This is a genomic window from Pseudomonas sp. JH-2 (assembly GCF_036231725.1).
In the GTDB taxonomy this organism is placed as follows: domain Bacteria; phylum Pseudomonadota; class Gammaproteobacteria; order Pseudomonadales; family Pseudomonadaceae; genus Pseudomonas; species Pseudomonas delhiensis.
Genome location: NZ_JAZAQP010000047.1, coordinates 27,510 through 50,989 on the forward strand (window position 1 = coordinate 27,510; position 23,480 = coordinate 50,989).

At 66.2% G+C, this 23,480-nt stretch carries 20 protein-coding genes; 19 read left to right on the forward strand and 1 reads right to left on the reverse strand.

Annotated features, from left to right (window positions below; genetic code table 11):
* Positions 1-27: 27 nt before the first annotated feature.
* From VV867_RS24855 to nuoN, 18 genes are all read left to right on the forward strand, one after another.
* Entirely contained in the window at positions 28-1,203 is a 1,176-nt protein-coding gene (locus VV867_RS24855; protein WP_328567831.1) for a ribosomal protein uL16 3-hydroxylase, read from the forward strand.
* On the forward strand, positions 1,196-1,624 hold the full coding sequence (locus tag VV867_RS24860; protein ID WP_109933554.1) for a GNAT family N-acetyltransferase: 429 nt from the start codon (positions 1,196-1,198) through the stop codon (positions 1,622-1,624). Before VV867_RS24855 ends, VV867_RS24860 begins: the two co-directional genes overlap by 8 nt.
* A gap of 10 nt (positions 1,625-1,634) precedes the next feature.
* A complete protein-coding gene (locus tag VV867_RS24865) occupies positions 1,635-2,240 on the forward strand; it encodes a DUF7931 domain-containing protein (RefSeq protein WP_109933553.1) in 606 nt (201 codons plus the stop codon).
* Positions 2,237-3,052 carry a secretin N-terminal domain-containing protein gene (locus VV867_RS24870; RefSeq protein WP_328567832.1) on the forward strand — a complete coding sequence of 272 codons (816 nt, stop codon included), beginning with the start codon at positions 2,237-2,239 and terminating at the stop codon, positions 3,050-3,052. The genes VV867_RS24865 and VV867_RS24870 overlap by 4 nt, the downstream gene beginning before the upstream one ends.
* A gap of 510 nt (positions 3,053-3,562) precedes the next feature.
* Positions 3,563-5,158 carry an isocitrate lyase gene (locus tag VV867_RS24875; protein ID WP_328567833.1) on the forward strand — a complete coding sequence of 532 codons (1,596 nt, stop codon included), beginning with the start codon at positions 3,563-3,565 and terminating at the stop codon, positions 5,156-5,158.
* Between the two features lie 778 nt (positions 5,159-5,936).
* A complete protein-coding gene (locus tag VV867_RS24880; protein ID WP_009623254.1) occupies positions 5,937-6,350 on the forward strand; it encodes an NADH-quinone oxidoreductase subunit A in 414 nt (137 codons plus the stop codon).
* Between the two features lie 10 nt (positions 6,351-6,360).
* Complete coding sequence (locus tag VV867_RS24885; protein ID WP_089394801.1) at positions 6,361-7,038, forward strand: NuoB/complex I 20 kDa subunit family protein; 678 nt, start codon at positions 6,361-6,363, stop codon at positions 7,036-7,038.
* A 59-nt stretch (positions 7,039-7,097) separates the two neighbouring features.
* Positions 7,098-8,879: an NADH-quinone oxidoreductase subunit C/D gene (gene nuoC, locus VV867_RS24890; protein WP_109932209.1), complete on the forward strand. Its 1,782-nt coding sequence runs from the start codon at positions 7,098-7,100 to the stop codon at positions 8,877-8,879.
* 2 nt (positions 8,880-8,881) lie between these two features.
* Positions 8,882-9,376, forward strand: coding sequence for an NADH-quinone oxidoreductase subunit NuoE (nuoE, locus tag VV867_RS24895; RefSeq protein ID WP_116424017.1), 495 nt, complete (start codon positions 8,882-8,884; stop codon positions 9,374-9,376).
* Positions 9,373-10,722 carry an NADH-quinone oxidoreductase subunit NuoF gene (nuoF, locus tag VV867_RS24900; RefSeq protein ID WP_109932205.1) on the forward strand — a complete coding sequence of 450 codons (1,350 nt, stop codon included), beginning with the start codon at positions 9,373-9,375 and terminating at the stop codon, positions 10,720-10,722. Before nuoE ends, nuoF begins: the two co-directional genes overlap by 4 nt.
* Before the next feature lie 129 nt (positions 10,723-10,851).
* On the forward strand, positions 10,852-13,566 hold the full coding sequence (gene nuoG / locus VV867_RS24905; RefSeq protein ID WP_328567834.1) for an NADH-quinone oxidoreductase subunit NuoG: 2,715 nt from the start codon (positions 10,852-10,854) through the stop codon (positions 13,564-13,566).
* Positions 13,563-14,555 (forward strand): NADH-quinone oxidoreductase subunit NuoH, encoded by a 993-nt coding sequence (gene nuoH / locus VV867_RS24910; protein ID WP_109932201.1) that lies wholly within the window; start codon positions 13,563-13,565, stop codon positions 14,553-14,555. The genes nuoG and nuoH overlap by 4 nt, the downstream gene beginning before the upstream one ends.
* Before the next feature lie 11 nt (positions 14,556-14,566).
* On the forward strand, positions 14,567-15,115 hold the full coding sequence (gene nuoI / locus VV867_RS24915; RefSeq protein WP_089394807.1) for an NADH-quinone oxidoreductase subunit NuoI: 549 nt from the start codon (positions 14,567-14,569) through the stop codon (positions 15,113-15,115).
* An 11-nt stretch (positions 15,116-15,126) separates the two neighbouring features.
* Positions 15,127-15,627 carry an NADH-quinone oxidoreductase subunit J gene (nuoJ, locus tag VV867_RS24920; RefSeq protein ID WP_089394808.1) on the forward strand — a complete coding sequence of 167 codons (501 nt, stop codon included), beginning with the start codon at positions 15,127-15,129 and terminating at the stop codon, positions 15,625-15,627.
* A 4-nt stretch (positions 15,628-15,631) separates the two neighbouring features.
* Entirely contained in the window at positions 15,632-15,940 is a 309-nt protein-coding gene (gene nuoK, locus VV867_RS24925; RefSeq protein WP_043253249.1) for an NADH-quinone oxidoreductase subunit NuoK, read from the forward strand.
* Entirely contained in the window at positions 15,937-17,781 is a 1,845-nt protein-coding gene (gene nuoL, locus VV867_RS24930) for an NADH-quinone oxidoreductase subunit L (RefSeq protein ID WP_275626940.1), read from the forward strand. Before nuoK ends, nuoL begins: the two co-directional genes overlap by 4 nt.
* 28 nt (positions 17,782-17,809) lie before the next feature.
* Positions 17,810-19,339 carry an NADH-quinone oxidoreductase subunit M gene (nuoM, locus tag VV867_RS24935; RefSeq protein WP_328567835.1) on the forward strand — a complete coding sequence of 510 codons (1,530 nt, stop codon included), beginning with the start codon at positions 17,810-17,812 and terminating at the stop codon, positions 19,337-19,339.
* 7 nt (positions 19,340-19,346) lie between these two features.
* Entirely contained in the window at positions 19,347-20,813 is a 1,467-nt protein-coding gene (gene nuoN / locus VV867_RS24940; RefSeq protein WP_328567836.1) for an NADH-quinone oxidoreductase subunit NuoN, read from the forward strand.
* Between the two features lie 209 nt (positions 20,814-21,022).
* Here the strand turns inward: nuoN and VV867_RS24945 are convergent, their stop codons facing one another.
* Positions 21,023-22,087, reverse strand: coding sequence for an AI-2E family transporter (locus VV867_RS24945; protein ID WP_328567837.1), 1,065 nt, complete (start codon positions 22,085-22,087; stop codon positions 21,023-21,025).
* Between the two features lie 182 nt (positions 22,088-22,269).
* Between VV867_RS24945 and VV867_RS24950 the strand changes: the two genes are divergently transcribed.
* A partial coding sequence (locus tag VV867_RS24950) for a cache domain-containing protein (RefSeq protein WP_328567838.1) occupies positions 22,270-23,480 on the forward strand: 1,211 nt, incomplete at its 3' end.

Here is a 23,480-nt window from a genome sequence, read left to right on the forward strand (position 1 = left end):
GGGCGTTTTTGTTTCAAGGACTTACATATGAATCCTGCTATTCCTCTTCAGCTCCTGGGCGGCATCAGCGCCGATGAATTCCTCCGCGACTACTGGCAGAAGAAACCCCTGCTGGTGCGCCAGGCCATCCCCGGTTTCGAAAGCCCGCTGGAGGCCGACGAACTGGCCGGCCTGTCCCTGGAAGACAGCGTCGAGTCGCGCATCATCCTCGAACACGGCAAGACGCCCTGGGAAATGCGCCGCGGCCCCTTCAGCGAGGACACCTACAAGGAACTGCCCGAGCGCGACTGGACCCTCCTGGTGCAGGCCGTCGACCAGTTCGTGCCGGAGGTCGCCGAACTGCTGGAGCACTTCAAGTTCCTGCCCAGCTGGCGCATCGACGACGTGATGATCAGCTATGCCGCGCCAGGCGGCGGCGTAGGGCCGCACTTCGACAACTACGACGTGTTCCTGCTGCAGGGCCATGGCCGCCGCCGCTGGAAGATCGGCCAGCTGTGCGATGCCGACAGCCCGATGCTGCAGCACGCCGACCTGCGCATCCTGGCCGACTTCCAGCAGAGCGACGAATGGGTGCTGGAACCCGGCGACATGCTCTACCTGCCGCCGCGCGTGGCCCACTACGGCATCGCCGAGGACGAGTGCATGACCTACTCGGTGGGCTTCCGCGCGCCCAGCGCCGCCGAAGTGCTGACCCACTTCACCGACTTCCTCGCCCAGTTCCTCTCCGACGAGGAGCGCTACACCGATGCCGGCATGGCCGCGGTGAAGAGCGGCGAGGACCAGCACAAGATCCAGCGCGACGCCCTCGACCGCCTGAAGAACCTGCTGCAGGAGCACATGAGCGACGAACGCCTGCTGCTCACCTGGTTCGGCCAGTTCATGACCGAGCCGCGCTACCCGGAACTGGTGGCCGGCGAGGAAATCGACGACGCGGACCTGCGCCAAGCCCTCGAGGACGGCGCCGTGCTGGTGCGCAACCCCAGCGCGCGCCTGGCCTGGAGCGAAGTGGACGTCGGCCTGCTGCTGTTCTCCAGCGGCCAGAGCGTGGTTCTGCCCAAGACCATGGAGCCGCTGCTCAAACTGGTCTGCTCGGCGGACGCACTGCACAGCGACAACCTCGGCCAATGGCTGGGCGATGAGGATGGGCGTAAGCTGTTGGCAGAATTGGTCAAACAGGGCAGTTTGGAGTTTGCCGATGAGTAACAAGATCAGGGTTCGCCTGGCCGACTGGCAGAAGGACAATGCCGACCTGCGGCGCATCCGCGAGGCGGTCTTCATCGCAGAGCAATCGGTGCCGCCGGAACTGGAATGGGACGCCGAGGATGCGGAAGCCGTGCACTTCCTCGCCTTCGAGGGGGACTACGCGATCGGCACGGCGCGCCTGCTGCCCGACGGCCACATCGGCCGGGTGTCGGTACTCAGGGACTGGCGCGGGCTGAAGGTCGGCGACCTGCTGATGCGCGCCGCCATCGAGGAAGCCGAGCGCCGCCAGCTCAAGCGCCAGCTGCTGACCGCCCAGGTCTACGCCATCCCCTTCTACGAGCGGCTAGGCTTCAAGGTGGCCAGCGGCGAATTCCTCGAAGCCGGCCTGCCCCACGTCGACATGGTGCGCGAAAGCGCCTGAGGAAACCGCGATGAAAGACGCCCCGGAACCTGAAGGCATCGACTTCCATTCCCCGGGGCGTTTTACCGTGCACAACCCGGAACCCGAGCTGCCGGCCTCCCGCCCCTGGGAGCCGGCGCCCTTCCGCCTCGGCGACGACAGCGGCCTGCAGCGTTTCGGCGAACCCGAAGCGGCCCGCGCCCACGCCCTGGCGCTGATGCAGCAGGCCCAGCGCAACCTGTGCCTGTACAGCCCGGACCTGGAAGCCTGGCTGTACAACCACAGCAGCATCCAGCAGGCCTGCACCCGCCTGCTGCTGCGCCACCCGCAGAACCGCCTGCGCATCCTCCTGCGCGACAGCACCCGCCCGGTCAAGGAAGGCCACCGCCTGCTCAACCTCAGCCGGCGCCTGTCCAGCAACCTGCACATCCGCCTGCTCAACCCGGACTACCCCAGCCCGGAACAGGCTTTCCTGCTCGCCGACCAGCTCGGCCTGCTGCTGCGAACCGAACCGGCGCTGCCCGCCGGCCACGCCCACTACAACGACCCCGGCCGCGTCCGCCAGTTGCAGGCGCAGTTCGACCAGGCCTGGGACACCAGCCGGTCCGACCCGAACCTGCGGAGCTTCCTGTTGTGAGCCATCACCGAACCGCCCTGCTCCTCGCCTGCGCCATCAGCCTGGCCGCCCAGGCCGCGCCGCGCACCGAGATCCTGCCGCTGAGCTACCGCACCGCCGACGAAATACTGCCGGTGGCCCAGCAGGTCCTGGGCAACGAAGGCCGGGTGACCGCCTACGGCAACCAGTTGGTGGTCAACGCCGAGCCGGCGAAGATCCGCGAACTGCAGCAGGTGCTGGAGCAACTGGACACCCGCCCCCACCGCCTGCTGATCAGCGTCGACACCAGCGACTCCAGCCAGCGCAGCCGCAGCGGCTACTCGGTGAACGGCTCGGCCAGCGTCGGCAACGTCGAGATCCAGAGCGGCCGCGGCGAGGTCCACGGCCGCGACCAGGTGCGCATCATCGACAGCTCCACCGCCAGCCGCAGCGGCGGCGTGCAGCAGGTCCAGACCACCGAGGGCTCGCCGGCGCTGATCCAGGTCGGCCAGAGCCAGCCGGTGTACAACGTCGGCGTCGGCCCCTACGGCCAGGTCTACAGCCAGACCGAGTACCGCGACGCCAACCGCGGCATGTACGTGACCGCCACCCTCAGCGGCAACATCGTCCACATCGACCTGGACACCCGCAACGACCGCTTCAACAACAGCGCCCCCGGCGCCATGGACACCGCCGGCACCAGCACCCGCCTCAGCGGCCGCCTCGGCGAGTGGATCGAGGTGGGCGGCACCAGCGAAAACAGCCGTAGCGACCAGGGCGGCCTGACGCGCAACTACAGCACCCAGGGGCGCAGCGACAGTAGCCTGCGGGTGAAGGTCGAAGTGCTCGACTGAGCCTTCCGGAGGTGACCGGGGAGTCCTCCTTAGACCTTCGTGTAGTAGTCCAAAAAAAACACTACAAAACGTTTGACGAACGATTGTTCGAAAGGCATGATGGCCTCGCTCCCGCTAACCAGGGGCCCTGAACCGGGCCTCCGGGCCGAGGCCACAGCCCACTCGTTGTGCCGGTCCGTGTTGTTACAGCCCACAAGGCGAAATGACGAGGTTGCGACTGGCAAGAAGTTGTCCTGAGGGACGGGGAAGCAAAGAACGTATCAGCAAGATGGTCGAATGCAGCCATTCGCCCTCGCCCAACGGCAGCCACGAGCCGGCAAGCGATCCCGAATGCCATCGCTGCGATCATCTACCTGTTCGCCCGCTCCACCCCCTCTCCCTCTGCGTCAATCCTTCCAGTCGTCATTTCGCCATCTGCGGCGAGCAACCCGCTCCACTACCGTGACTACACACAGGTCTGGCGTGGGAAGTCGGTGCTCAACCAACACATTTTTTGAAGGATTGTTGACCATGTCCGCATATCAGAACGACATCAAGGCCGTTGCCGCCCTGAAAGAGAAGTTCGGCAGCAGCTGGAGCGCTATCAACCCCGAGTCCGTCGCCCGTATGCGCGCCCAGAACCGCTTCAAGACTGGGCTGGACATCGCCAAGTACACCGCGGCCATCATGCGCAAGGACATGGCCGAGTACGACGCCGACGCTTCCGTCTACACCCAGTCGCTGGGTTGCTGGCACGGCTTCATCGGTCAGCAGAAGCTGATCTCCATCAAGAAGCACCTGAAGACCACCAACAAGCGCTACCTCTACCTGTCCGGCTGGATGGTCGCCGCGCTGCGTTCGGACTTCGGCCCGCTGCCCGACCAGTCCATGCACGAGAAGACCGCGGTTTCCGGCCTGATCGAAGAGCTCTACACCTTCCTGCGCCAGGCTGACGCCCGCGAACTGGACCTGCTCTTCACCGCCCTGGACGCCGCCCGCGAAGCCGGCGACAAGGCCAAGCATGAAGAAATCCAGAACCAGATCGACAACTACGAAACCCACGTGGTACCGATCATCGCCGACATCGACGCCGGCTTCGGCAACCCGGAAGCCACCTACCTGCTGGCCAAGAAAATGATCGAGGCCGGTGCCTGCTGCATCCAGATCGAGAACCAGGTTTCCGACGAGAAGCAGTGCGGCCACCAGGACGGTAAAGTGACCGTTCCGCACGAAGATTTCCTCGCCAAGATCAACGCGGTTCGCTACGCCTTCCTCGAGCTGGGCGTGGACGATGGCGTGATCGTCGCCCGTACCGACTCCCTGGGTGCCGGCCTGACCAAGCAGATCGCCGTGACCAAGCAACCGGGCGACCTGGGCGACCAGTACAACTCCTTCCTCGACTGCGACGAAATCAGCGCCGCCGAGCTGCAGAACGGCGACGTGGTGATCAACCGCGGCGGCAAGCTGCTGCGTCCCAAGCGCCTGCCGTCCAACCTGTTCCAGTTCCGCAAGGGCACCGGCGAAGACCGTTGCGTGCTGGACTGCATCACCTCGCTGCAGAACGGCGCCGACCTGCTGTGGATCGAAACCGAGAAGCCGCACGTTGGCCAGATCAAGGGCATGGTTGACCGCATCCGCGAAGTCATCCCGAACGCCAAGCTGGTGTACAACAACAGCCCGTCGTTCAACTGGACCCTGAACTTCCGCCAGCAGGTGTTCGATGCGTTCGTCGCCGAAGGCAAGGACGTTTCCGCCTACGACCGCGCCAAGCTGATGAGCGTCGAGTACGACGAGACCGAGCTGGCCCAGATCGCCGACGAGAAGATCCGCACCTTCCAGCGCGACGGCTCGGCCCACGCCGGCATCTTCCACCACCTGATCACGCTGCCGACCTACCACACCGCGGCCCTGTCCACCGACAACCTGGCCAAGGGCTACTTCGCCGACCAGGGCATGCTGGCCTACGTGAAGGGCGTGCAGCGTCAGGAAATCCGCCAGGGCATCGCCTGCGTCAAGCACCAGAACATGGCCGGCTCCGACATCGGCGACAACCACAAGGAGTACTTCGCTGGCGAAGCCGCTCTGAAGGCCTCGGGCAAAGACAACACCATGAACCAGTTCCACTAAGGACAGGTTCATCCGGTCCCTCGGGGCCGGGATGCGGCCCGGCCGCAAAGGTGTAGCTCCAGAAAAACGCCGTTCCCCCAGGGGAACGGCGTTTTTTCATGTCCGGCGCGCGAATCGCGGGCAGGGCCCGCTCCTACAGTTGCCGTGAGGCATGGCATCCCCCCCTTTTTCCGCAATAGCCGGACGTCCAGGCGCGTTTCGCGGATGAGATCCGCTCCTCCCCCCCTACCCCACCATCCCCCGTAGGAGCGCGCCCTGCGCGCGAAATCGCGGACGGAGTCCGCTCCTACGGGCCCGCCGTGAGGCACGGCGCGTCCTGCGCGCCATACGCGCCCCACCCCGCAACGGCTCATTGGGAAATTCCCGACGACAATTGACGCCCATAAACCCATAAAACGGCCGACAATAAAAAGTACGACGCCTATATGTAGTAAAGTTACGGATAAACGACACCGCGAATGATAATATTTATCATTTATAGAGCAACAGAAATACTTTCTTCTTATCTGCAAAAGTGCCATTCGACCAAAGCCTCACCCGCGCCAGCCCAGGCGCGGAGCGGCCTGCAGCCGCGGGCCGGACAAAAATGCAAAAGGCTTTTGCCGGATTTGGAAGCATCTGTTTGTGTTAGAAAAATTTACTTGCCGGAGGCTTTGGGCATAAAATTGGAAAGATCACTCGAACCCTTAGCTCGCTATCTTGAGCCCTAGGTTCATGCAGACGGGCAAATGCCCGGAATCCAAGACCACCGCTAATTTTTGTAGGAAGGAGTATCGGCATGCCCAACCCAGCTGAACTTGCAGCTCAACACTGGGGACTCGCCGCCTTCCTTCTAGGCGTGGTCGGCCTGCTGGCCTTCATGCTAGGGGTTTCCTCGCTGCTGGGCAGCAAGGCATTTGGTCGCAGCAAGAACGAGCCCTTCGAATCCGGCATCGTTCCCACCGGCAGCGCACGCCTGCGCCTGTCGGCAAAATTCTATCTGGTCGCGATGCTCTTCGTGATCTTCGACGTCGAAGCCCTCTTCCTCTTCGCCTGGTCCGTGTCCGTCCGTGAAAGCGGTTGGGCCGGTCTGGTCGAGGCCACCATTTTCATTGCAATTCTGTTGGCAGGTCTTGTCTATCTATGGCGGGTCGGCGCGCTCGATTGGGCGCCGGCGGCTCGTCGCGAGCGGCAGGCGAAGCTAAAACAATGAGGCTTTGGCGATGCAATACAAACTTACCCGGATCGACCCCGATGCGGCCAACGATCAGTACCCGATCGGCCAGCGCGAAACGGTAGACGACCCCCTCGTAGAGGGGCAGGTCCACAAGAACATCTTCATGGGCAAGCTCGAGGATGTTCTCAACGGCGCCGTCAACTGGGGTCGCAAGAACTCGCTGTGGCCCTACAACTTCGGCCTGTCCTGCTGCTACGTGGAGATGACCACGGCGTTCACCGCGCCCCACGACATCGCCCGCTTCGGCGCCGAAGTGATTCGTGCGTCGCCGCGCCAGGCGGACTTCATGGTCATCGCCGGCACCTGCTTCATCAAGATGGCCCCGGTCATCCAGCGCCTGTACGAGCAGATGCTGGAACCCAAGTGGGTGATCTCCATGGGCTCGTGCGCCAACTCCGGCGGCATGTACGACATCTACTCGGTGGTCCAGGGGGTCGACAAGTTCCTCCCCGTGGACGTCTACATCCCCGGCTGCCCGCCCCGCCCCGAGGCGTTCCTGCAAGGCCTGATGCTGCTGCAGGAATCCATCGGCCAGGAGCGTCGCCCGTTGTCCTGGGTGGTTGGCGATCAAGGCATCTACCGTGCCGAAATGCCTGCCCAGAAGGACCTCAAGCGCGAACAGCGCATTGCGGTCACCAACCTGCGCAGCCCCGACGAAGTGTGAAGCGGACCTCCACGAGAGGCCCTTCTTCACTCCACCGTTGACCGATAGCGACCGAGACCATGACCGCAGACTCCGCTCTGTACATCCCGCCTTACAAGGCGGACGACCAAGACATAGTCGTCGAACTGAATTCCCGCTTTGGCGCCGAGACCTTCACCGTCCAGGCCACCCGCACCGGCATGCCGGTCCTGTGGGTGAGCCGCGAGAAGCTGATCGACGTCCTCACCTTCCTGCGCAACGTACCCAAGCCCTACGTGATGCTCTACGACCTCCACGGGGTCGACGAGCGCCTGCGCACCCACCGTCGCGGCCTGCCGGGCGCCGACTTCAGCGTGTTCTACCACCTGATGTCGCTCGAGCGTAACAGTGACGTGATGATCAAGGTGGCCTTGTCCGAAGGCGACCTCAACCTGCCCACCGCCACCCGTATCTGGCCGAACGCCAACTGGTACGAGCGTGAGGTCTGGGACATGTACGGCATCCACTTCAACGGCCATCCGCACCTGGTCCGTATGCTGATGCCGCCGACCTGGCAGGGCCACCCGCTGCGCAAGGACTACCCGGCGCGCGCCACCGAGTTCGACCCCTACTCCCTCTCCGTCGCCAAGCAGGAGCTGGAGCAGGAGGCCCTGCGCTTCAAGCCCGAGGACTGGGGCATGAAGCGCCACGGCGAGAACGAGGACTTCATGTTCCTCAACCTCGGCCCGAACCACCCGTCCGCCCACGGTGCCTTCCGCATCATCCTGCAGCTCGACGGCGAGGAAATCCTCGACTGCGTGCCGGAGATCGGCTACCACCACCGCGGCGCCGAGAAGATGGCCGAGCGCCAGTCCTGGCACAGCTTCATCCCCTACACCGACCGCATCGACTACCTCGGCGGGGTGATGAACAACCTGCCGTACGTGCTCTCGGTGGAGAAGCTCGCCGGCATCAAGGTGCCGCAGCGCGTCGACGTCATCCGCATCATGATGTCGGAGTTCTTCCGCATCCTGAACCACCTGCTGTACCTGGGCACCTACATCCAGGACGTGGGCGCCATGACCCCGGTGTTCTTCACCTTCACCGACCGCCAGCGCGCCTACAAGGTGGTCGAGGCCATCACCGGCTTCCGCCTGCACCCGGCCTGGTACCGCATCGGCGGCGTCGCCCACGACCTGCCGCGCGGCTGGGACAAGCTGGTCCGCGAATTCCTCGACTGGATGCCCAAGCGCCTCAACGAGTACGAGAAGGCCGCCCTGCAGAACAGCATCCTGCGCGGCCGTACCATCGGCGTTGCGCAGTACAACACCAAGGAAGCCCTCGAGTGGGGCACCACCGGCGCCGGCCTGCGCGCCACCGGTTGCGACTTCGACCTGCGCAAGGCCCGCCCCTACTCCGGCTACGAGAACTTCGAGTTCGAAGTGCCGCTGGCGGCCAACGGCGACGCCTACGACCGCTGCATGGTCAAGATGGGCGAGATGCGCCAGAGCCTGCGCATCATCGAGCAGTGCCTGAACAACATGCCCGAAGGCCCGTACAAGGCCGACCACCCGCTGACCACGCCGCCGCCCAAAGAGCGCACGCTGCAGCACATCGAGACGCTGATCACCCACTTCCTGCAGGTTTCCTGGGGCCCGGTCATGCCGGCCAACGAAGCCTTCCAGATGGTCGAAGCGACCAAGGGCATCAACAGCTACTACCTGACGAGCGATGGCAGCACCATGAGCTACCGGACCCGCATCCGCACGCCCAGCTTCGCGCACCTGCAACAGATTCCGTCGGTCATCAACGGCAGCATGATCGCCGACCTGATCGCCTATCTGGGCAGCATCGACTTCGTTATGGCTGACGTGGACCGCTGATCATGAGCACCATCATCCAGACTGACCGTTTCGCCCTGAGCGAAACCGAGCGCTCGGCCATCGAGCACGAACTGCACCACTACGAGGACTCCCGCGCGGCGTCCATCGAAGCCCTGAAGATCGTCCAGAAGGAACGTGGCTGGGTGCCGGACGGCGCCATCCCGGCGATCGCCGAGATCCTCGGCATCCCCGACAGCGACGTCGAGGGCGTGGCCACCTTCTACAGCCAGATCTTCCGCCAGCCGGTGGGCCGCCACATCATCCGCGTGTGCGACAGCATGGTCTGCTACATCGGCGGCCACGAGTCGGTGGTCGGCGAAATCCAGAAGCAGCTCGGCATCGGCCTCGGCCAGACCACCGCCGATGGCCGCTTCACCCTGCTGCCGGTGTGCTGCCTGGGCAACTGCGACAAGGCCCCGGCGCTGATGATCGACGACGATACCCACGGCAACCTCGAGCCGTCGGCGGTCGCCAAACTGCTGGAGGCCTACGCATGACCGTCCTCACCTCCTACGGCACGCCCAACCGCACCGCGCGCGCCGCGGAAACCCACCCGCTGACCTGGCGCCTGCGTGACGACGGCGCCCCGGTCTGGCTGGAGGAATACCAGGCCAAGAACGGCTATGCCGCCGCGCGCAAGGCGCTGGCCGAGATGGCCGCCGACGACATCGTCCAGACCGTCAAGGACTCCGGCCTCAAGGGCCGCGGCGGTGCGGGCTTCCCCACCGGCGTGAAGTGGGGCCTGATGCCCAAGGACGAATCCCTCAACATCCGCTACCTGCTGTGCAACGCGGACGAGATGGAGCCCAACACCTGGAAGGACCGCATGCTCATGGAGCAGCTGCCGCACCTGCTGGTGGAAGGCATGCTGATCTCCGCGCGGGCGCTGAAGGCCTACCGCGGCTACATCTTCCTGCGTGGCGAGTACGTCGACGCGGCGCGCAACCTCAACCGCGCCATCGACGAAGCCAAGGCCGCGGGCCTGCTGGGCAAGAACATCCTCGGCAGCGGCTTCGACTTCGAGCTGTTCGTCCACACCGGCGCCGGCCGCTACATCTGCGGCGAAGAAACCGCGCTGATCAACTCCCTGGAAGGCCGCCGCGCCAACCCGCGCTCCAAGCCGCCGTTCCCGGCCGCCGTCGGCGTGTGGGGCAAACCCACCTGCGTCAACAACGTCGAGACCCTGTGCAACGTCCCGGCCATCGTCGCCAACGGCGTCGAGTGGTACAAGGGCCTGGCGCGCCCGGGCAGCGAAGACATGGGCACCAAGCTCATGGGCTTCTCCGGCAAGGTGCAGAACCCCGGCATCTGGGAACTGCCCTTCGGCATCCCGGTGCGCGAGGTCTTCGAGGACTACGCCGGCGGCATGCGCGAGGGCTACAAGCTCAAGGCCTGGCAGCCCGGCGGCGCCGGCACCGGCTTCCTGCTCCCCGAGCACCTGGACGCCCTGTTCTACGCCGGCGGCATCGCCAAGGTCGGCACCCGCATGGGCACCGGCCTGGCCATGGCGGTGGACGACAGCATCAACATGGTCTCGCTGCTGCGCAACATGGAAGAGTTCTTCGCCCGCGAGTCGTGCGGCTGGTGCACCCCGTGCCGCGACGGCCTGCCGTGGAGCGTGAAGCTCCTGCGCGCGCTGGAACGTGGCGAAGGCCAGCCCGGCGACCTCGAGACCCTCGAGCAGCTGGTCAACTTCCTCGGCCCCGGCAAGACCTTCTGCGCCCACGCACCGGGCGCCGTCGAACCGCTGGGCAGTGCCTTGAAATATTTCCGTCCCGAGTTCGAAGCGGGCGTCTCCCGCCAGGCTCAGGCCGCGCCGCAACCGCAACGCGTCGGCGCGTAAAGCTTTGGATGCCGGGCCCGCGGGCCCGGCGATGTTCCGTCGTAGCGCCGCGGCTCGCCGCCGGCCCGACGGAGCCGTGATTTCCCTTAGCCAAGCCCGCTGACAACGGGCCAACGAAGAACTTGAACCATGGCCACTATCCACGTAGACGGCAAGACGTTAGAAGTCGATGGGGCGGACAACCTGTTGCAGGCCTGCCTGTCCCTCGGACTCGACATCCCCTACTTCTGCTGGCACCCGGCGCTCGGTAGCGTCGGCGCCTGCCGGCAGTGCGCGGTCAAGCAGTACACCGACGAGAACGACAAGCGTGGTCGCCTCGTCATGTCCTGCATGACCCCCGCCACCGACAACACCTGGATCTCCATCGAGGACGAGGAGGCCAAGGCCTTCCGCGAAAGCGTCGTCGAATGGCTGATGACCAACCACCCGCACGACTGCCCGGTGTGCGAGGAAGGCGGCCACTGCCACCTGCAGGACATGACGGTGATGACCGGCCACAACAAGCGCCGGTACCGCTTCACCAAGCGCACCCACCAGAACCAGGAGCTCGGCCCGTTCATCGCCCACGAGATGAACCGCTGCATCGCCTGCTACCGCTGCGTGCGCTACTACAAGGACTACGCCGGCGGCACCGACCTGGGCGTCTACGGCGCGCACGACAACGTGTACTTCGGCCGCATCGAGGACGGCGTGCTGGAGAGCGAGTTCTCCGGCAACCTGACCGAGGTCTGCCCGACCGGCGTGTTCACCGACAAGACCCACTCAGAGCGCTACAACCGCAAGTGGGACATGCAGTTCGCCCCGAGCATCTGCCATGGCTGCTCCAGCGGCTGCAACATCAGCCCCGGTGAGCGCTACGGCGAGATCCGCCGCATCGAGAACCGCTACAACGGCTCGGTGAACCACTACTTCCTCTGCGACCGCGGCCGCTTCGGCTACGGCTACGTCAACCGCGAGGACCGCCCGCGCCAACCGATGCTGGTGCTGAGCAAGCAGAAGCTGAGCCTGGACGGCGCCCTCGACCAGTCCGCCGCCCTGCTCAAGGGCCGCAAGGTGATCGGCATCGGCTCGCCGCGCGCCAGCCTGGAAAGCAACTACGCGCTGTCCGAGCTGGTCGGCGCCGGCAACTTCTACAGCGGCATCGCCGCCGACGAGCTGCAGCGCCTGCGCCTGGTGCTCAAGGTCATGCAGGACGGCCCGCTGCCCTCCCCCACCATCCGCGACATGGAAGACCATGACGCGGTCTTCGTGCTCGGCGAGGACCTGACCCAGACCGCCGCCCGCATCGCCCTGGCCCTGCGCCAGTCGGTGAAGGGCAAGGGCGAGGACATGGCCGCCGCGATGAAGATCCAGCCGTGGCTCGACGCCGCGGTGAAGACCATCGCCCAGCACGAGAAGAACCCGCTGTTCATCGCCAGCCTGGCCGAGACCCGCCTGGACGACGTCGCCGCCGAGTGCGTGCACGCCGCCCCCGAGGACCTGGCCCGCCTGGGCTTCGCCGTGGCCCATGCGATCGACCCGAGCGCCCCGGCCGTGGCCGGCCTGGAGCCCGAGGCGCAGGCCCTGGCCCAGCGCATCGCCGACGCCCTGGTGGCCGCCAAGCGCCCGCTGGTGGTATCCGGCGTATCGCTGCGCAGCAACGCCCTGATCGAAGCCGCGGCGAACATCGCCAGCGCCCTGAAGCAGCGCGAGAAGAACGGCTCGCTGAGCCTGGTGGTCCCGGAAGCCAACAGCCTGGGCCTGGCCCTCTTCGGCGGCGAATCCGTCGAAGCCGCGCTGGAACAGCTGACCTCCGGCGCCGCCGACGCCGTGGTGGTGCTGGAGAACGACCTGTACCGCCGCGCCGACGCCGCCAAGGTGGACGCCGCCCTGGCCGCCGCCAGGCTGGTGATCGTCGCCGACCACCAGAGCACCGCGACCGCCGCCAAGGCGCACATCGTCCTGCCGGCCGCCAGCTTCGCCGAGGGCGACGGCACCCTGGTCAGCCAGGAAGGCCGCGCCCAGCGCTTCTTCCAGGTGTTCGACCCGACCTACTACAACGCCGACAACCTGGTCCGCGAAGGCTGGCGCTGGCTGCACGCCCTGCACAGCACCCTCGAGGGCAAGCACGTCGACTGGACGCAGCTGGACCACGTGATCGACGCCGTGGTCGCCGCCAAGCCGCAACTGGCCGGCATCCGCGACGCCGCGCCGAACGCCGCGTTCCGCATCAAGGGCCTGAAGCTGGCGCGCGAGCCGCACCGCTACTCCGGGCGTACCGCCATGCGCGCCAACATCAACGTCAGCGAGCCGCGCACGCCGCAGGACATCGACAGCGCGTTCGCCTTCTCCATGGAAGGCTACTCCGGCAGCACCGAGCCGCGTCAGCAGATTCCCTTCGCCTGGTCCCCGGGCTGGAACTCGCCGCAGGCCTGGAACAAGTTCCAGGACGAGGTCGGCGGCCACCTGCGCGCCGGTGACCCGGGCGTGCGCCTGATCGAGGCCAAGGGCGAGGCCCTGTGGTTCAGCGACGTACCGGCGCCGTTCCACACCCCGGCCAGCCAGTTCAAGGTGGTGCCCTTCTACCACCTGTTCGGCAGCGAGGAGAACAGCTCCCGCGCCGCCCCGGTGCAGGAACGCATCCCGGCGACCTACGTGGCCCTGGGCCGCGAGGAGGCCGAGCGCCTGGGCCTGGCCGAAGGCAAGCTGCTGCGCCTGAAGGTCGCCGGCCACGAGCTGCGCCTGCCGCTGCGCATCAGCGAAGAGCTGGGCGCGGGCCTGGTCGCCCTGCCGGCCGGCCTGGCCGGTATCCCCGCCGGTGTGTTCGGCGGTGTCGCTGAAGGTCTGCAGGAGGCTGCCCAATGAGCTGGCTGACACCCGCCATCGTCGACATCATCATCGAGGTCATCAAGGCCATCGTCATCCTGCTCGCCGTGGTCGTCTGCGGTGCGCTGCTGAGCTGGGTCGAGCGCCGCCTGCTGGGTCTCTGGCAGGACCGCTACGGTCCCAACCGGGTCGGCCCGTTCGGCGCCTTCCAGCTCGGCGCGGACATGATCAAGATGTTCTTCAAGGAAGACTGGACGCCGCCGTTCGCCGACAAGATGATCTTCACCCTCGCCCCGGTCATCGCCATGGGCGCGCTGCTGATCGCCTTCGTGATCATCCCGATCACCCCCACCTGGGGCGTCGCGGACCTGAACATCGGCATCCTGTTCTTCTTCGCCATGGCCGGCCTGACCGTGTACGCGGTGCTCTTCGCCGGCTGGTCGAGCAACAACAAGTTCGCCCTGCTCGGCAGCCTGCGCGCCTCGGCCCAGACCATCTCCTACGAGGTGTTCCTGGCCCTGTCGCTGATGGGCATCGTGGCCCAGGTCGGCTCGTTCAGCATGCGCGACATCGTCGAATACCAGGCCCAGCACCTGTGGTTCATCATTCCGCAGTTCTTCGGCTTCTGCACCTTCATCATCGCCGGCGTCGCCGTGACCCACCGTCACCCGTTCGACCAGCCCGAAGCCGAGCAGGAACTGGCCGACGGCTACCACATCGAGTACGCCGGGATGAAATGGGGCATGTTCTTCGTCGGCGAGTACATCGGCATCGTGCTGATCTCGGCGCTGCTGGTGACGCTGTTCTTCGGTGGCTGGCACGGCCCGTTCGGCCTGCTGCCGCAGATCCCGTTCATCTGGTTCGCCCTGAAGACCTCCTTCTTCATCATGCTGTTCATCCTGATCCGCGCCTCGCTGCCGCGCCCGCGCTATGACCAGGTGATGGCCTTCAGCTGGAAGGTCTGCCTTCCGCTGACCCTGATCAACCTGCTGGTGACCGGCGCCTGTGTGCTGGCCGCGGCCCAGTAAGGAGAACCACCATGATCAAAGAAATCCTGCACATCGTGCATGGCACCTACACCCAGCTGCGCAGCCTGGTGATGATCTTCGGCCATGCCTTCCGCAAGCGTGACACCCTGCAGTACCCGGAAGAGCCCGTGTACCTGCCGCCGCGCTACCGCGGCCGCATCGTCCTCACCCGCGACCCCGACGGCGAGGAACGCTGCGTGGCCTGCAACCTGTGCGCCGTGGCCTGCCCGGTCGGCTGCATCTCGCTGCAGAAGGCCGAGACCGACGACGGCCGCTGGTACCCCGAGTTCTTCCGCATCAACTTCTCCCGCTGCATCTTCTGCGGCCTGTGCGAGGAAGCCTGCCCGACCACCGCGATCCAGCTGACGCCGGATTTCGAGATGGGCGAGTTCAAGCGCCAGGACCTGGTGTACGAGAAGGAAGACCTGCTGATCTCCGGCCCCGGCAAGAACCCGGACTACAACTTCTACCGCGTCGCCGGCATGGCCATCGCCGGCAAGCCCAAGGGCAGCGCGCAGAACGAGGCCGAACCGATCAACGTCAAGAGCCTGCTGCCGTAAGGAGACGTCGCGTGGAATTCGCTTTCTACTTCGCCGCCGGCGTCGCCGTGCTGGCAACCCTGCGGGTCATCACCAACAGCAACCCGGTGCATGCCCTGCTCTACCTCATCGTTTCGCTGCTCGCCGTGTCGATGACCTTCTTCAGCCTCGGCGCCCCGTTCGCCGCGGCCCTGGAGATCATCGTCTACGCCGGCGCGATCATGGTGCTGTTCGTCTTCGTGGTGATGATGCTCAACCTGGGCCCGGCGATCGCCGAGCAGGAGCGCAAGTGGCTCAAGCCCGGGGTCTGGATCGGCCCGGGCGTGCTCTCCGCCGTCCTGCTGGTCGAACTGCTGCTGGTCCTGTCGCGCAACCCCAGCGGTGCCGGCATCGGCCACACCACCGTGGACGCCAAGGCCGTGGGCATCAGCCTGTTCGGCCCCTACCTGCTGGTCGTCGAACTGGCCTCGATGCTGCTGCTGGCGGCACTGGTCGCCGCCTTCCACCTCGGCCGCCACGACGCGAAGGAATAACACCATGAATGCAATCCCCCTGGAACACGGGCTGGCACTCTCCGGCGTGCTGTTCTGCCTCGGGCTGGCCGGCCTGATGGTCCGGCGCAACATCCTGTTCGTACTCATGAGCCTGGAAGTGATGATGAACGCCGCCGCGCTGGCCTTCGTGGTCGCCGGCAGCCGCTGGGGCCAACCCGACGGCCAGGTGATGTTCATCCTGGTGCTCAGCCTGGCCGCGGCCGAGGCGAGCATCGGTCTGGCGATCCTGCTGCAACTGTATCGCCGCTTCCATACCCTCGATGTCGACGCTGCCAGCGAGATGCGCGGATGAACCTGCTGCCCCTCACTTTCCTGTTCCCCCTGGTCGGCTTCCTGCTGCTGTCTTTCTCCCGCGGCAAGTGGTCGGAAAATCTCTCCGCGCTGGTCGGCGTCGGCTCGGTCGGCCTGTCCGCGCTATCCGCCTTCTGGGCGATCTGGAGCTTCCACAGCGCCCCGCCGGAAGGCGGCGCCTACACCCTGGTGCTCTGGCAGTGGATGAACGTCGACGGCTTCGCGCCGAACTTCGCCCTGTACCTGGACGGCCTGTCGGTCACCATGCTCGGCGTGGTCACCGGCGTCGGCTTCCTGATCCACCTGTTCGCCAGCTGGTACATGCGCGGTGAAGCCGGCTACTCGCGCTTCTTCGCCTACACCAACCTGTTCATCGCCAGCATGCTGTTCCTGGTGCTGGGCGACAACCTGCTGTTCCTGTACTTCGGCTGGGAAGGCGTGGGCCTGTGCTCCTACCTGCTGATCGGCTTCTACTACAGCCACGTACCGAACGGCAACGCGGCGCTGAAGGCCTTCATCGTCACCCGCGTGGGCGACGTGTTCATGGCCTTCGGCCTGTTCATCCTGTTCCAGCAGCTGGGCACCCTGAACATCCAGGAACTGCTGGTGCTGGCGCCGCAGCACTTCGCCCAGGGCGACCTGTGGGTGAGCCTGGCGGCCCTGGCGCTGCTCGGCGGCGCGGTCGGCAAGTCCGCCCAGCTGCCGCTGCAGACCTGGCTGGCGGATGCGATGGCCGGCCCCACCCCGGTTTCCGCACTGATCCACGCGGCGACCATGGTGACCGCGGGCGTGTACCTGATCGCCCGCTGCCACGGCATCTTCACCCTGGCTCCGAACGTGCTGGAACTGGTCGGCGTGGTCGGCGCCGTCACCCTGGTCCTGGCCGGCTTCGCCGCCCTGGTGCAGACCGACATCAAGCGCATCCTCGCCTACTCGACCATGAGCCAGATCGGCTACATGTTCCTGGCCCTGGGCGTCGGCGCCTGGGACGCGGCGATCTTCCACCTGATGACCCACGCCTTCTTCAAGGCCCTGCTGTTCCTCGCCTCCGGTGCGGTGATCGTCGCCTGCCACCACGAGCAGAACATCTTCAAGATGGGCGGCCTGTGGAAGAAGCTGCCGCTGGCCTACGCCAGCTTCATCGTCGGTGGTTCGGCCCTGGCCGCCCTGCCGCTGCTGACCGCCGGCTTCTACTCCAAGGACGAGATCCTCTGGGAAGCCTTCGCCAGCGGTCACCAGAACCTGCTGATCGCCGGCCTGGTGGGCGCCTTCCTGACCTCGATCTATACCTTCCGCCTGATCTTCATCGCCTTCCACGGCGAGCAGAAGACCGAGGCCCATGCCGGCCATGGCATCAGCCACTGGCTGCCGCTGTCGGTGCTGATCGTGCTGTCCACCTTCGTCGGCGCGCTGATCACCCCGCCGCTCTCCGGCGTGCTGCCGGAAAGCGCCGGCCATGCCGGCGGCGAAGCCCAGCACAGCCTGGAAATCGCCTCGGGCGCCATCGCCCTGGCCGGTATCCTGCTGGCCGGCCTGCTGTTCCTCGGCAAGCGCCGCTTCGTCAGCGCCCTGGCCAAGAGCGCACCGGGCCGCTTCTTCGGCACCTGGTGGTACCACGCCTGGGGCTTCGACTGGCTGTACGACAAGCTGTTCGTGAAACCCTACCTGCTGATCTGCCGCCTGCTCGGCCGCGACCCCATCGACCAGACCCTGGTCCTGGTGCCGCTGTCCGCCCGCGGTGGGCACACCCTTCTGAGCCTGACCGAGAACGGCCGCCTGCGCTGGTATGCCGCTTCCCTGGTCGGCGGCGCGGTGCTGCTGCTCGCGCTGCTACTGGCCTAACGCATTCACGAAAGAGATCGAGCCCGTCATGATTCTGCCCTGGCTAATCCTGATCCCCTTCATCGGCGGCTTCCTCTGCTGGATCGCCGAGTACACCAGCAAGACCCTGCCCCGCTGGGTCGCGCTGGGTTCCATGACCCTGACCCTGGCCCTGAGCCTGTGGCTGTGGCACACCGGCGACTTCCACCTGGCGCCCGCGCCGGGTAGCGAGCCGCAGTGGACCGCCCAGTTCCAGCTGCAATGGATCGAGCGCTTCGGCATCAGCGTGCACCTGGCCATCGACGGCCTGTCGCTGCTGATGGTCGCCCTCACCGGCCTGCTCGGCGTGCTGTCCGTACTGTGCTCGTGGAACGAGATCCAGCGCCGCATCGGCTTCTTCCACCTGAACCTGCTGTGGATCCTCGGTGGCGTGATCGGTGTGTTCCTCGCCGTCGACCTGTTCCTGTTCTTCTTCTTCTGGGAAATGATGCTGGTGCCGATGTACTTCCTCATCGCGCTCTGGGGCCATAGCTCGGACGACGGCAAGAAGACGCGCATCTACGCCGCCACCAAGTTCTTCATCTTCACCCAGGCCAGCGGCCTGGTGATGCTGGTGGCGATCCTCGGCCTGGTGTTCGTGCACTACAACAGCACCGGCGTGCTGACCTTCAACTACGCCGACCTGCTGAAGACGCAGATGAGCGAGCACGTCGAGTGGCTGCTGATGCTCGGCTTCTTCGTCGCCTTCGCGGTGAAGATGCCGGTGGTGCCGGTGCACTCCTGGCTGCCGGACGCCCACGCCCAGGCGCCGACCGCCGGTTCCGTGGACCTGGCGGGCATCCTGCTGAAGACCGCCGCCTACGGCCTGATCCGCTTCGCCCTGCCGCTGTTCCCCAACGCTTCGGCGGAGTTCGCCCCGATCGCCATGACGCTCGGCCTGATCGGCATCTTCTACGGCGCCCTGCTGTCCTTCGCGCAGACCGACATCAAGCGCCTGGTGGCCTACTCCAGCGTGTCGCACATGGGCTTCGTGATGATCGGCATCTACTCCGGCAGCCCGCAGGCGCTGCAGGGCGTGGTGGTGCAGATGATCGCCCACGGCCTGTCCGCCGCCGCGCTGTTCATCCTCTGCGGCCAGCTGTACGAGCGCCTGCACACCCGTGACATGCGCAAGATGGGCGGCCTGTGGTCGCGCATCCCGTACCTGCCGGCCGTGGCGCTGTTCTTCGCCACCGCGTCGCTGGGCCTGCCGGGTACCGGCAACTTCGTCGGCGAGTTCCTGATCCTGCTGGGCACCTTCAAGGTGGTGCCGGTGATCATCGTCATCGCCACCTTCGGCCTGGTGTTCGGATCGGTCTACTCGCTGATCATGATCCACCGCGCCTACTTCGGCCCGTCGAAGGCGGACACGCCGATCGCCGGCCTGAACGCCCGCGAACTGAGCATGGTGCTGGGCCTCGCCGCCCTGCTGGTCCTGCTCGGTGTCTACCCGCAGCCGGTCCTCGATACCTCCGCCGCCACCATGCATGGTGTGCAGCAGTGGTTCGACGCCGCCCTTTCCACCCTTGCCGCACGGTAGCCGCGAAATGACTTTCACGATCCAACACTTCATCGCGCTCCTGCCGCTGCTCATCACCAGCGCCACCCTGGTGGTGGTGATGCTGGCGGTCGCCTGGAAACGCAATCACCGCCTGATCGCCACCCTCTCGATGATCGGCCTGAACCTGGCGCTGGTCTCGATCCTCTGGGCGATCAAGGCGACACCCATCGTCGTCACCCCGCTGCTGCTGATCGACAACTTCGCGCTGTTCTACTCGGCGCTGATCCTGGTCGCCGCCCTCGCCTGCTCGACCCTCGCCCATGCCTACATGGAGAGCTACCCGGGCAACCGCGAGGAACTCTACCTGCTCCTGCTGCTGTCCACCGCCGGCGGCCTGGTGCTGGTGGCGGCGCAGAACCTGGCCGGCCTGTTCATCGGCCTGGAACTGCTGTCGGTACCGGTCTACGGCATGGTGGCCTACGCCTTCTTCAACAAGCGCAGCCTGGAAGCCGGCATCAAGTACACCGTGCTGTCCGCCGCGGGCTCGGCCTTCCTGCTGTTCGGCATGGCCATGCTCTACGCCGAAGCCGGCACCCTGGACTTCGCCGGCCTGGGCAGCGCCCTGGCCGAAGGCACCGTGCACAGCCCGCTGCTGACCATCGGCGTGGGCATGATGCTGGTGGGCCTGGGCTTCAAGCTGTCGCTGGCGCCCTTCCACCTGTGGACCCCGGACGTCTACGAAGGCGCCCCGGCCCCGGTGGCGGCGTTCCTCGCCACCGCCGCCAAGGTCGCCGTGTTCGCCGTGCTGCTGCGCCTGTTCCAGATCGCCCCGGCGGCCCTGCACAGCGGCGTGCTGCACGTCGCCCTGGCGGTCATCGCGGTCATCTCGATCCTGGTCGGCAACCTGCTGGCGCTGACCCAGAGCAACCTCAAGCGCCTGCTCGGCTACTCCTCCATCGCCCACCTGGGCTACCTGCTGATCGCCGTGGTGGCCAGCAACGGCCTGGCCGTGGAGACCGTCGGCGTCTACCTGACCACCTACGTGGTCACCACCCTGGGCGCCTTCGGCGTGGTCACCCTGATGTCCACCCCCTACGGCGGCCGCGACGCCGATGCCCTGTTCGAGTACCGCGGCCTGTTCTGGCGCCGCCCGGTGCTGACCGCGGTGATGACCGTGATGATGCTGTCCCTGGCCGGCATCCCGCTGACCGCCGGCTTCATCGGCAAGTTCTACGTCATCGCCAGCGGCGTCGAGTCGCACCTGTGGTGGCTGGTCGGCGCCCTGGTCCTGGGCAGCGCCATTGGCCTGTACTACTACCTGCGCGTCATGGTCACCCTGTTCCTGGTCGAGCCGAACATGAAGCGCCACGACGCGCCCCTGGACTGGGCCCAGCGCGCCGGCGGCATCATGCTGGTGGCCATCGCCCTGCTGGCCTTCTTCCTCGGCGTGTACCCGCAGCCGCTGCTGGACATCCTCCAGCACTCCGGCCTGGCGATCGCCGCCGCCGGCTGATAGCCAGAGCAGTAATGAAAAACCCCGCCTCGGCGGGGTTTTTCATTTCCAGCGTAGGGCGCATAACCGTTCGCGGTTATCCGCCGACGGCCGCCGCCCCCATGATCGACGGCGGATAACGCTCCGCGTTATTCGCCCTACGAAGGGCTGTCGTTTCCGTAGGATGGCGTGGAGCGAAGCGATACCCATCAATGGCTATCGCCCCTACCCTACCCCGCCGCTTCCTCGCTTTCCTCGCGGCCGGTGAACAGGTCCCAGCAGGCGATGAACAGCGCGGCGATCAGCGGGCCGATGACGAAGCCGTTCAAGCCGAACAGCGACATGCCGCCGAGGGTGGAGATCAGCACCACGTAGTCGGGCATCTTGGTGTCCTTGCCCACCAGGATCGGGCGCAGGATGTTGTCCACCAGGCCGATCACCAGCACGCAGAAGAGGACCAGCACCACGCCCTGCCAGATCGCCCCGGTGAGCAGGAACCAGGCCGCCACCGGCACCCACACCAGCCCCGCGCCTATGGCCGGCAGCAGCGACAGGAAGGCCATCAGCGTGCCCCACAGCAGCGAACCCTGGATGCCGAGGAACCAGAAGATCAACCCGCCCAGCGCGCCCTGGGTGGCGGCCACGGCGATGTTGCCCTTCACCGTGGCGCGCACCACGGTGGTGAATTTGGTGAACAGGTGTTGCTTGTGCTCGTGGTCCAGCGGCACCGCCTGCTTGATCCGCCGGCCCAGGGTGCGGCCGTCGCGCAGCAGGAAGAACAGCAGGTAGAGCATCACGCCGAAGCTGATGACGAAGTCGAAGGTATTCTGGCCGATGCTGAAAGCCTTGGTGGCGACGAACTGGCTGGCCTGCATGGCGCCGCTGGAGAGCTTCTCCTGCAGGCTCGACAGGTCACCCAGGTCGAAGCGCTCCAGCCATTGGTGGGCCCACGGCGGCAAGGCGGCAAAGGCCTGCTGCACCAGGCCGGCGAGGTTCAGCTGGCCGGACTTCAGGCTCTGGTAGAGGTTGGCGCCTTCCTGCACCAGCGAACCGGTGATGAAGATCACCGGCAGGATCACGATGAGGATGCAGGCGCTCAGGGTGATCAGCGCCGCCAGGTTCCTGCGCCCGCCCAGGCGCACCTGCAGCCGGCGGTGCACGGGGGCGAAGATGATGGCCAGGATGGTGCCCCAGAACACCGCGCCGTAGAACGGCAGCAGCAGCCAGGCGAAAGCGATGCTGACCACCGCCAGCAGTATCAGGAACGTCCGGTTTTCCAGTTTCGAATCGAGCATGTGCAATCCCATCTGCCGAGAGTGGCCTGCACATTAGTCAGCAGATGGGTGGCGAAGTGCAACCCGGCGCGCGCCTGGCTTCCAGGGGCCCCAGCCGACGGACGGCAGCGATGACTGTAAAGAAAATCGCACAGCCGCCGATATTTCCGAACACCCCCAAGGTTCCCGCAGAGGACACCCCCATGCCTTTTCGTCGCCTCTCCATCCAGTGGAAGATCACCTTGCTCGCGGGCCTGTGCCTGCTCGGCGTGGTTTCGCTGCTCGCCGGCCTGTCGATCTACCGCATGCAGCACAGCACCGCGCTGGTGAAGGAATCCAGCACCCGCATGCTGGACGACGCCGCCGAGGCCCGCCTGCGCGCCCGCGGCGAGATCCAGGCGATGCGCATCCAGCGTTACTTCAGCGACGCCTACCGCTACGCGCAGAGCTTCGCCCGGCAGGCCCTGGCCATGCGCCAGCTCGCCGCCCAGCGCGGCCTGGATACCCTGGCCCTGCGCGAGGAGCTGAACCGGCAGATGCGCGATGCGGTGGCGGCCAACCCCGAGTTGCTCGGCCTGTACCTGGCCTTCGAGCCCGACGCCCTGGATGGCCGCGACGCCCAGGCCGAGGGTCGCACCGAGATCGGCAGCAACGAGAAGGGGCGCTTCTCGCAATACTGGGCCCAGGCCACCCCCGGCCAGTTGGAGGCCGAGCCGATGGACGAGAAGATGCTCGCCGACACCAGCCCCGGCCCCAGCGGCGCGGCCTACAACGCCTGGTACACCTGCCCGAAGGCCGCCGGCAAGACCTGCGTGCTGGAGCCCTACGTCGACGAGGTGGGCAACCGCAAGATCCTCATGACCAGCATCGCCCTGCCCCTGCAGGTCGACGGCAAGCTGGTCGGCGTGCTGGGGGTGGACATCGCCCTCGACCGCCTGCAGGAAATCGCCCGTGAAGGCAGCCAGGAACTCTACGAGGGCCAGAGCCGCGTCGCCATCATCAGCCCCGCCGGCCTGCTCGCCGGCTACAGCGCCGACGCCGGCAAGCTCGGCAAGAAGCTGCAGGAGGTCTACCCCGCCCAGGGCGAGCAGTTGCTGCAACTGCTCGGCGCCGGCCAGCACAAGATCCTCGAACACGACGGCGAGCTGCGCGCCCTGCAACCGCTGCGCCCGATCCCCGAGGCCGAGGCCTGGGGCGTGCTCATCGACGTGCCGCTGCAGGCCCTGCAGGGCCCGGCGGTGAAGCTGCAGCAGGAGCTGGACCAGCAACGCACCCAGGGCACCGTCGTCGAACTCGGCCTGGGCCTGCTCGCCGCGCTCCTCGGCCTGCTGCTCGTATGGCTGACCGCCCGCGGCGTGACCCGCCCGATCCTCGGCGTGGCCGGCATGCTGCGCGACATCGCCAGCGGCGAGGG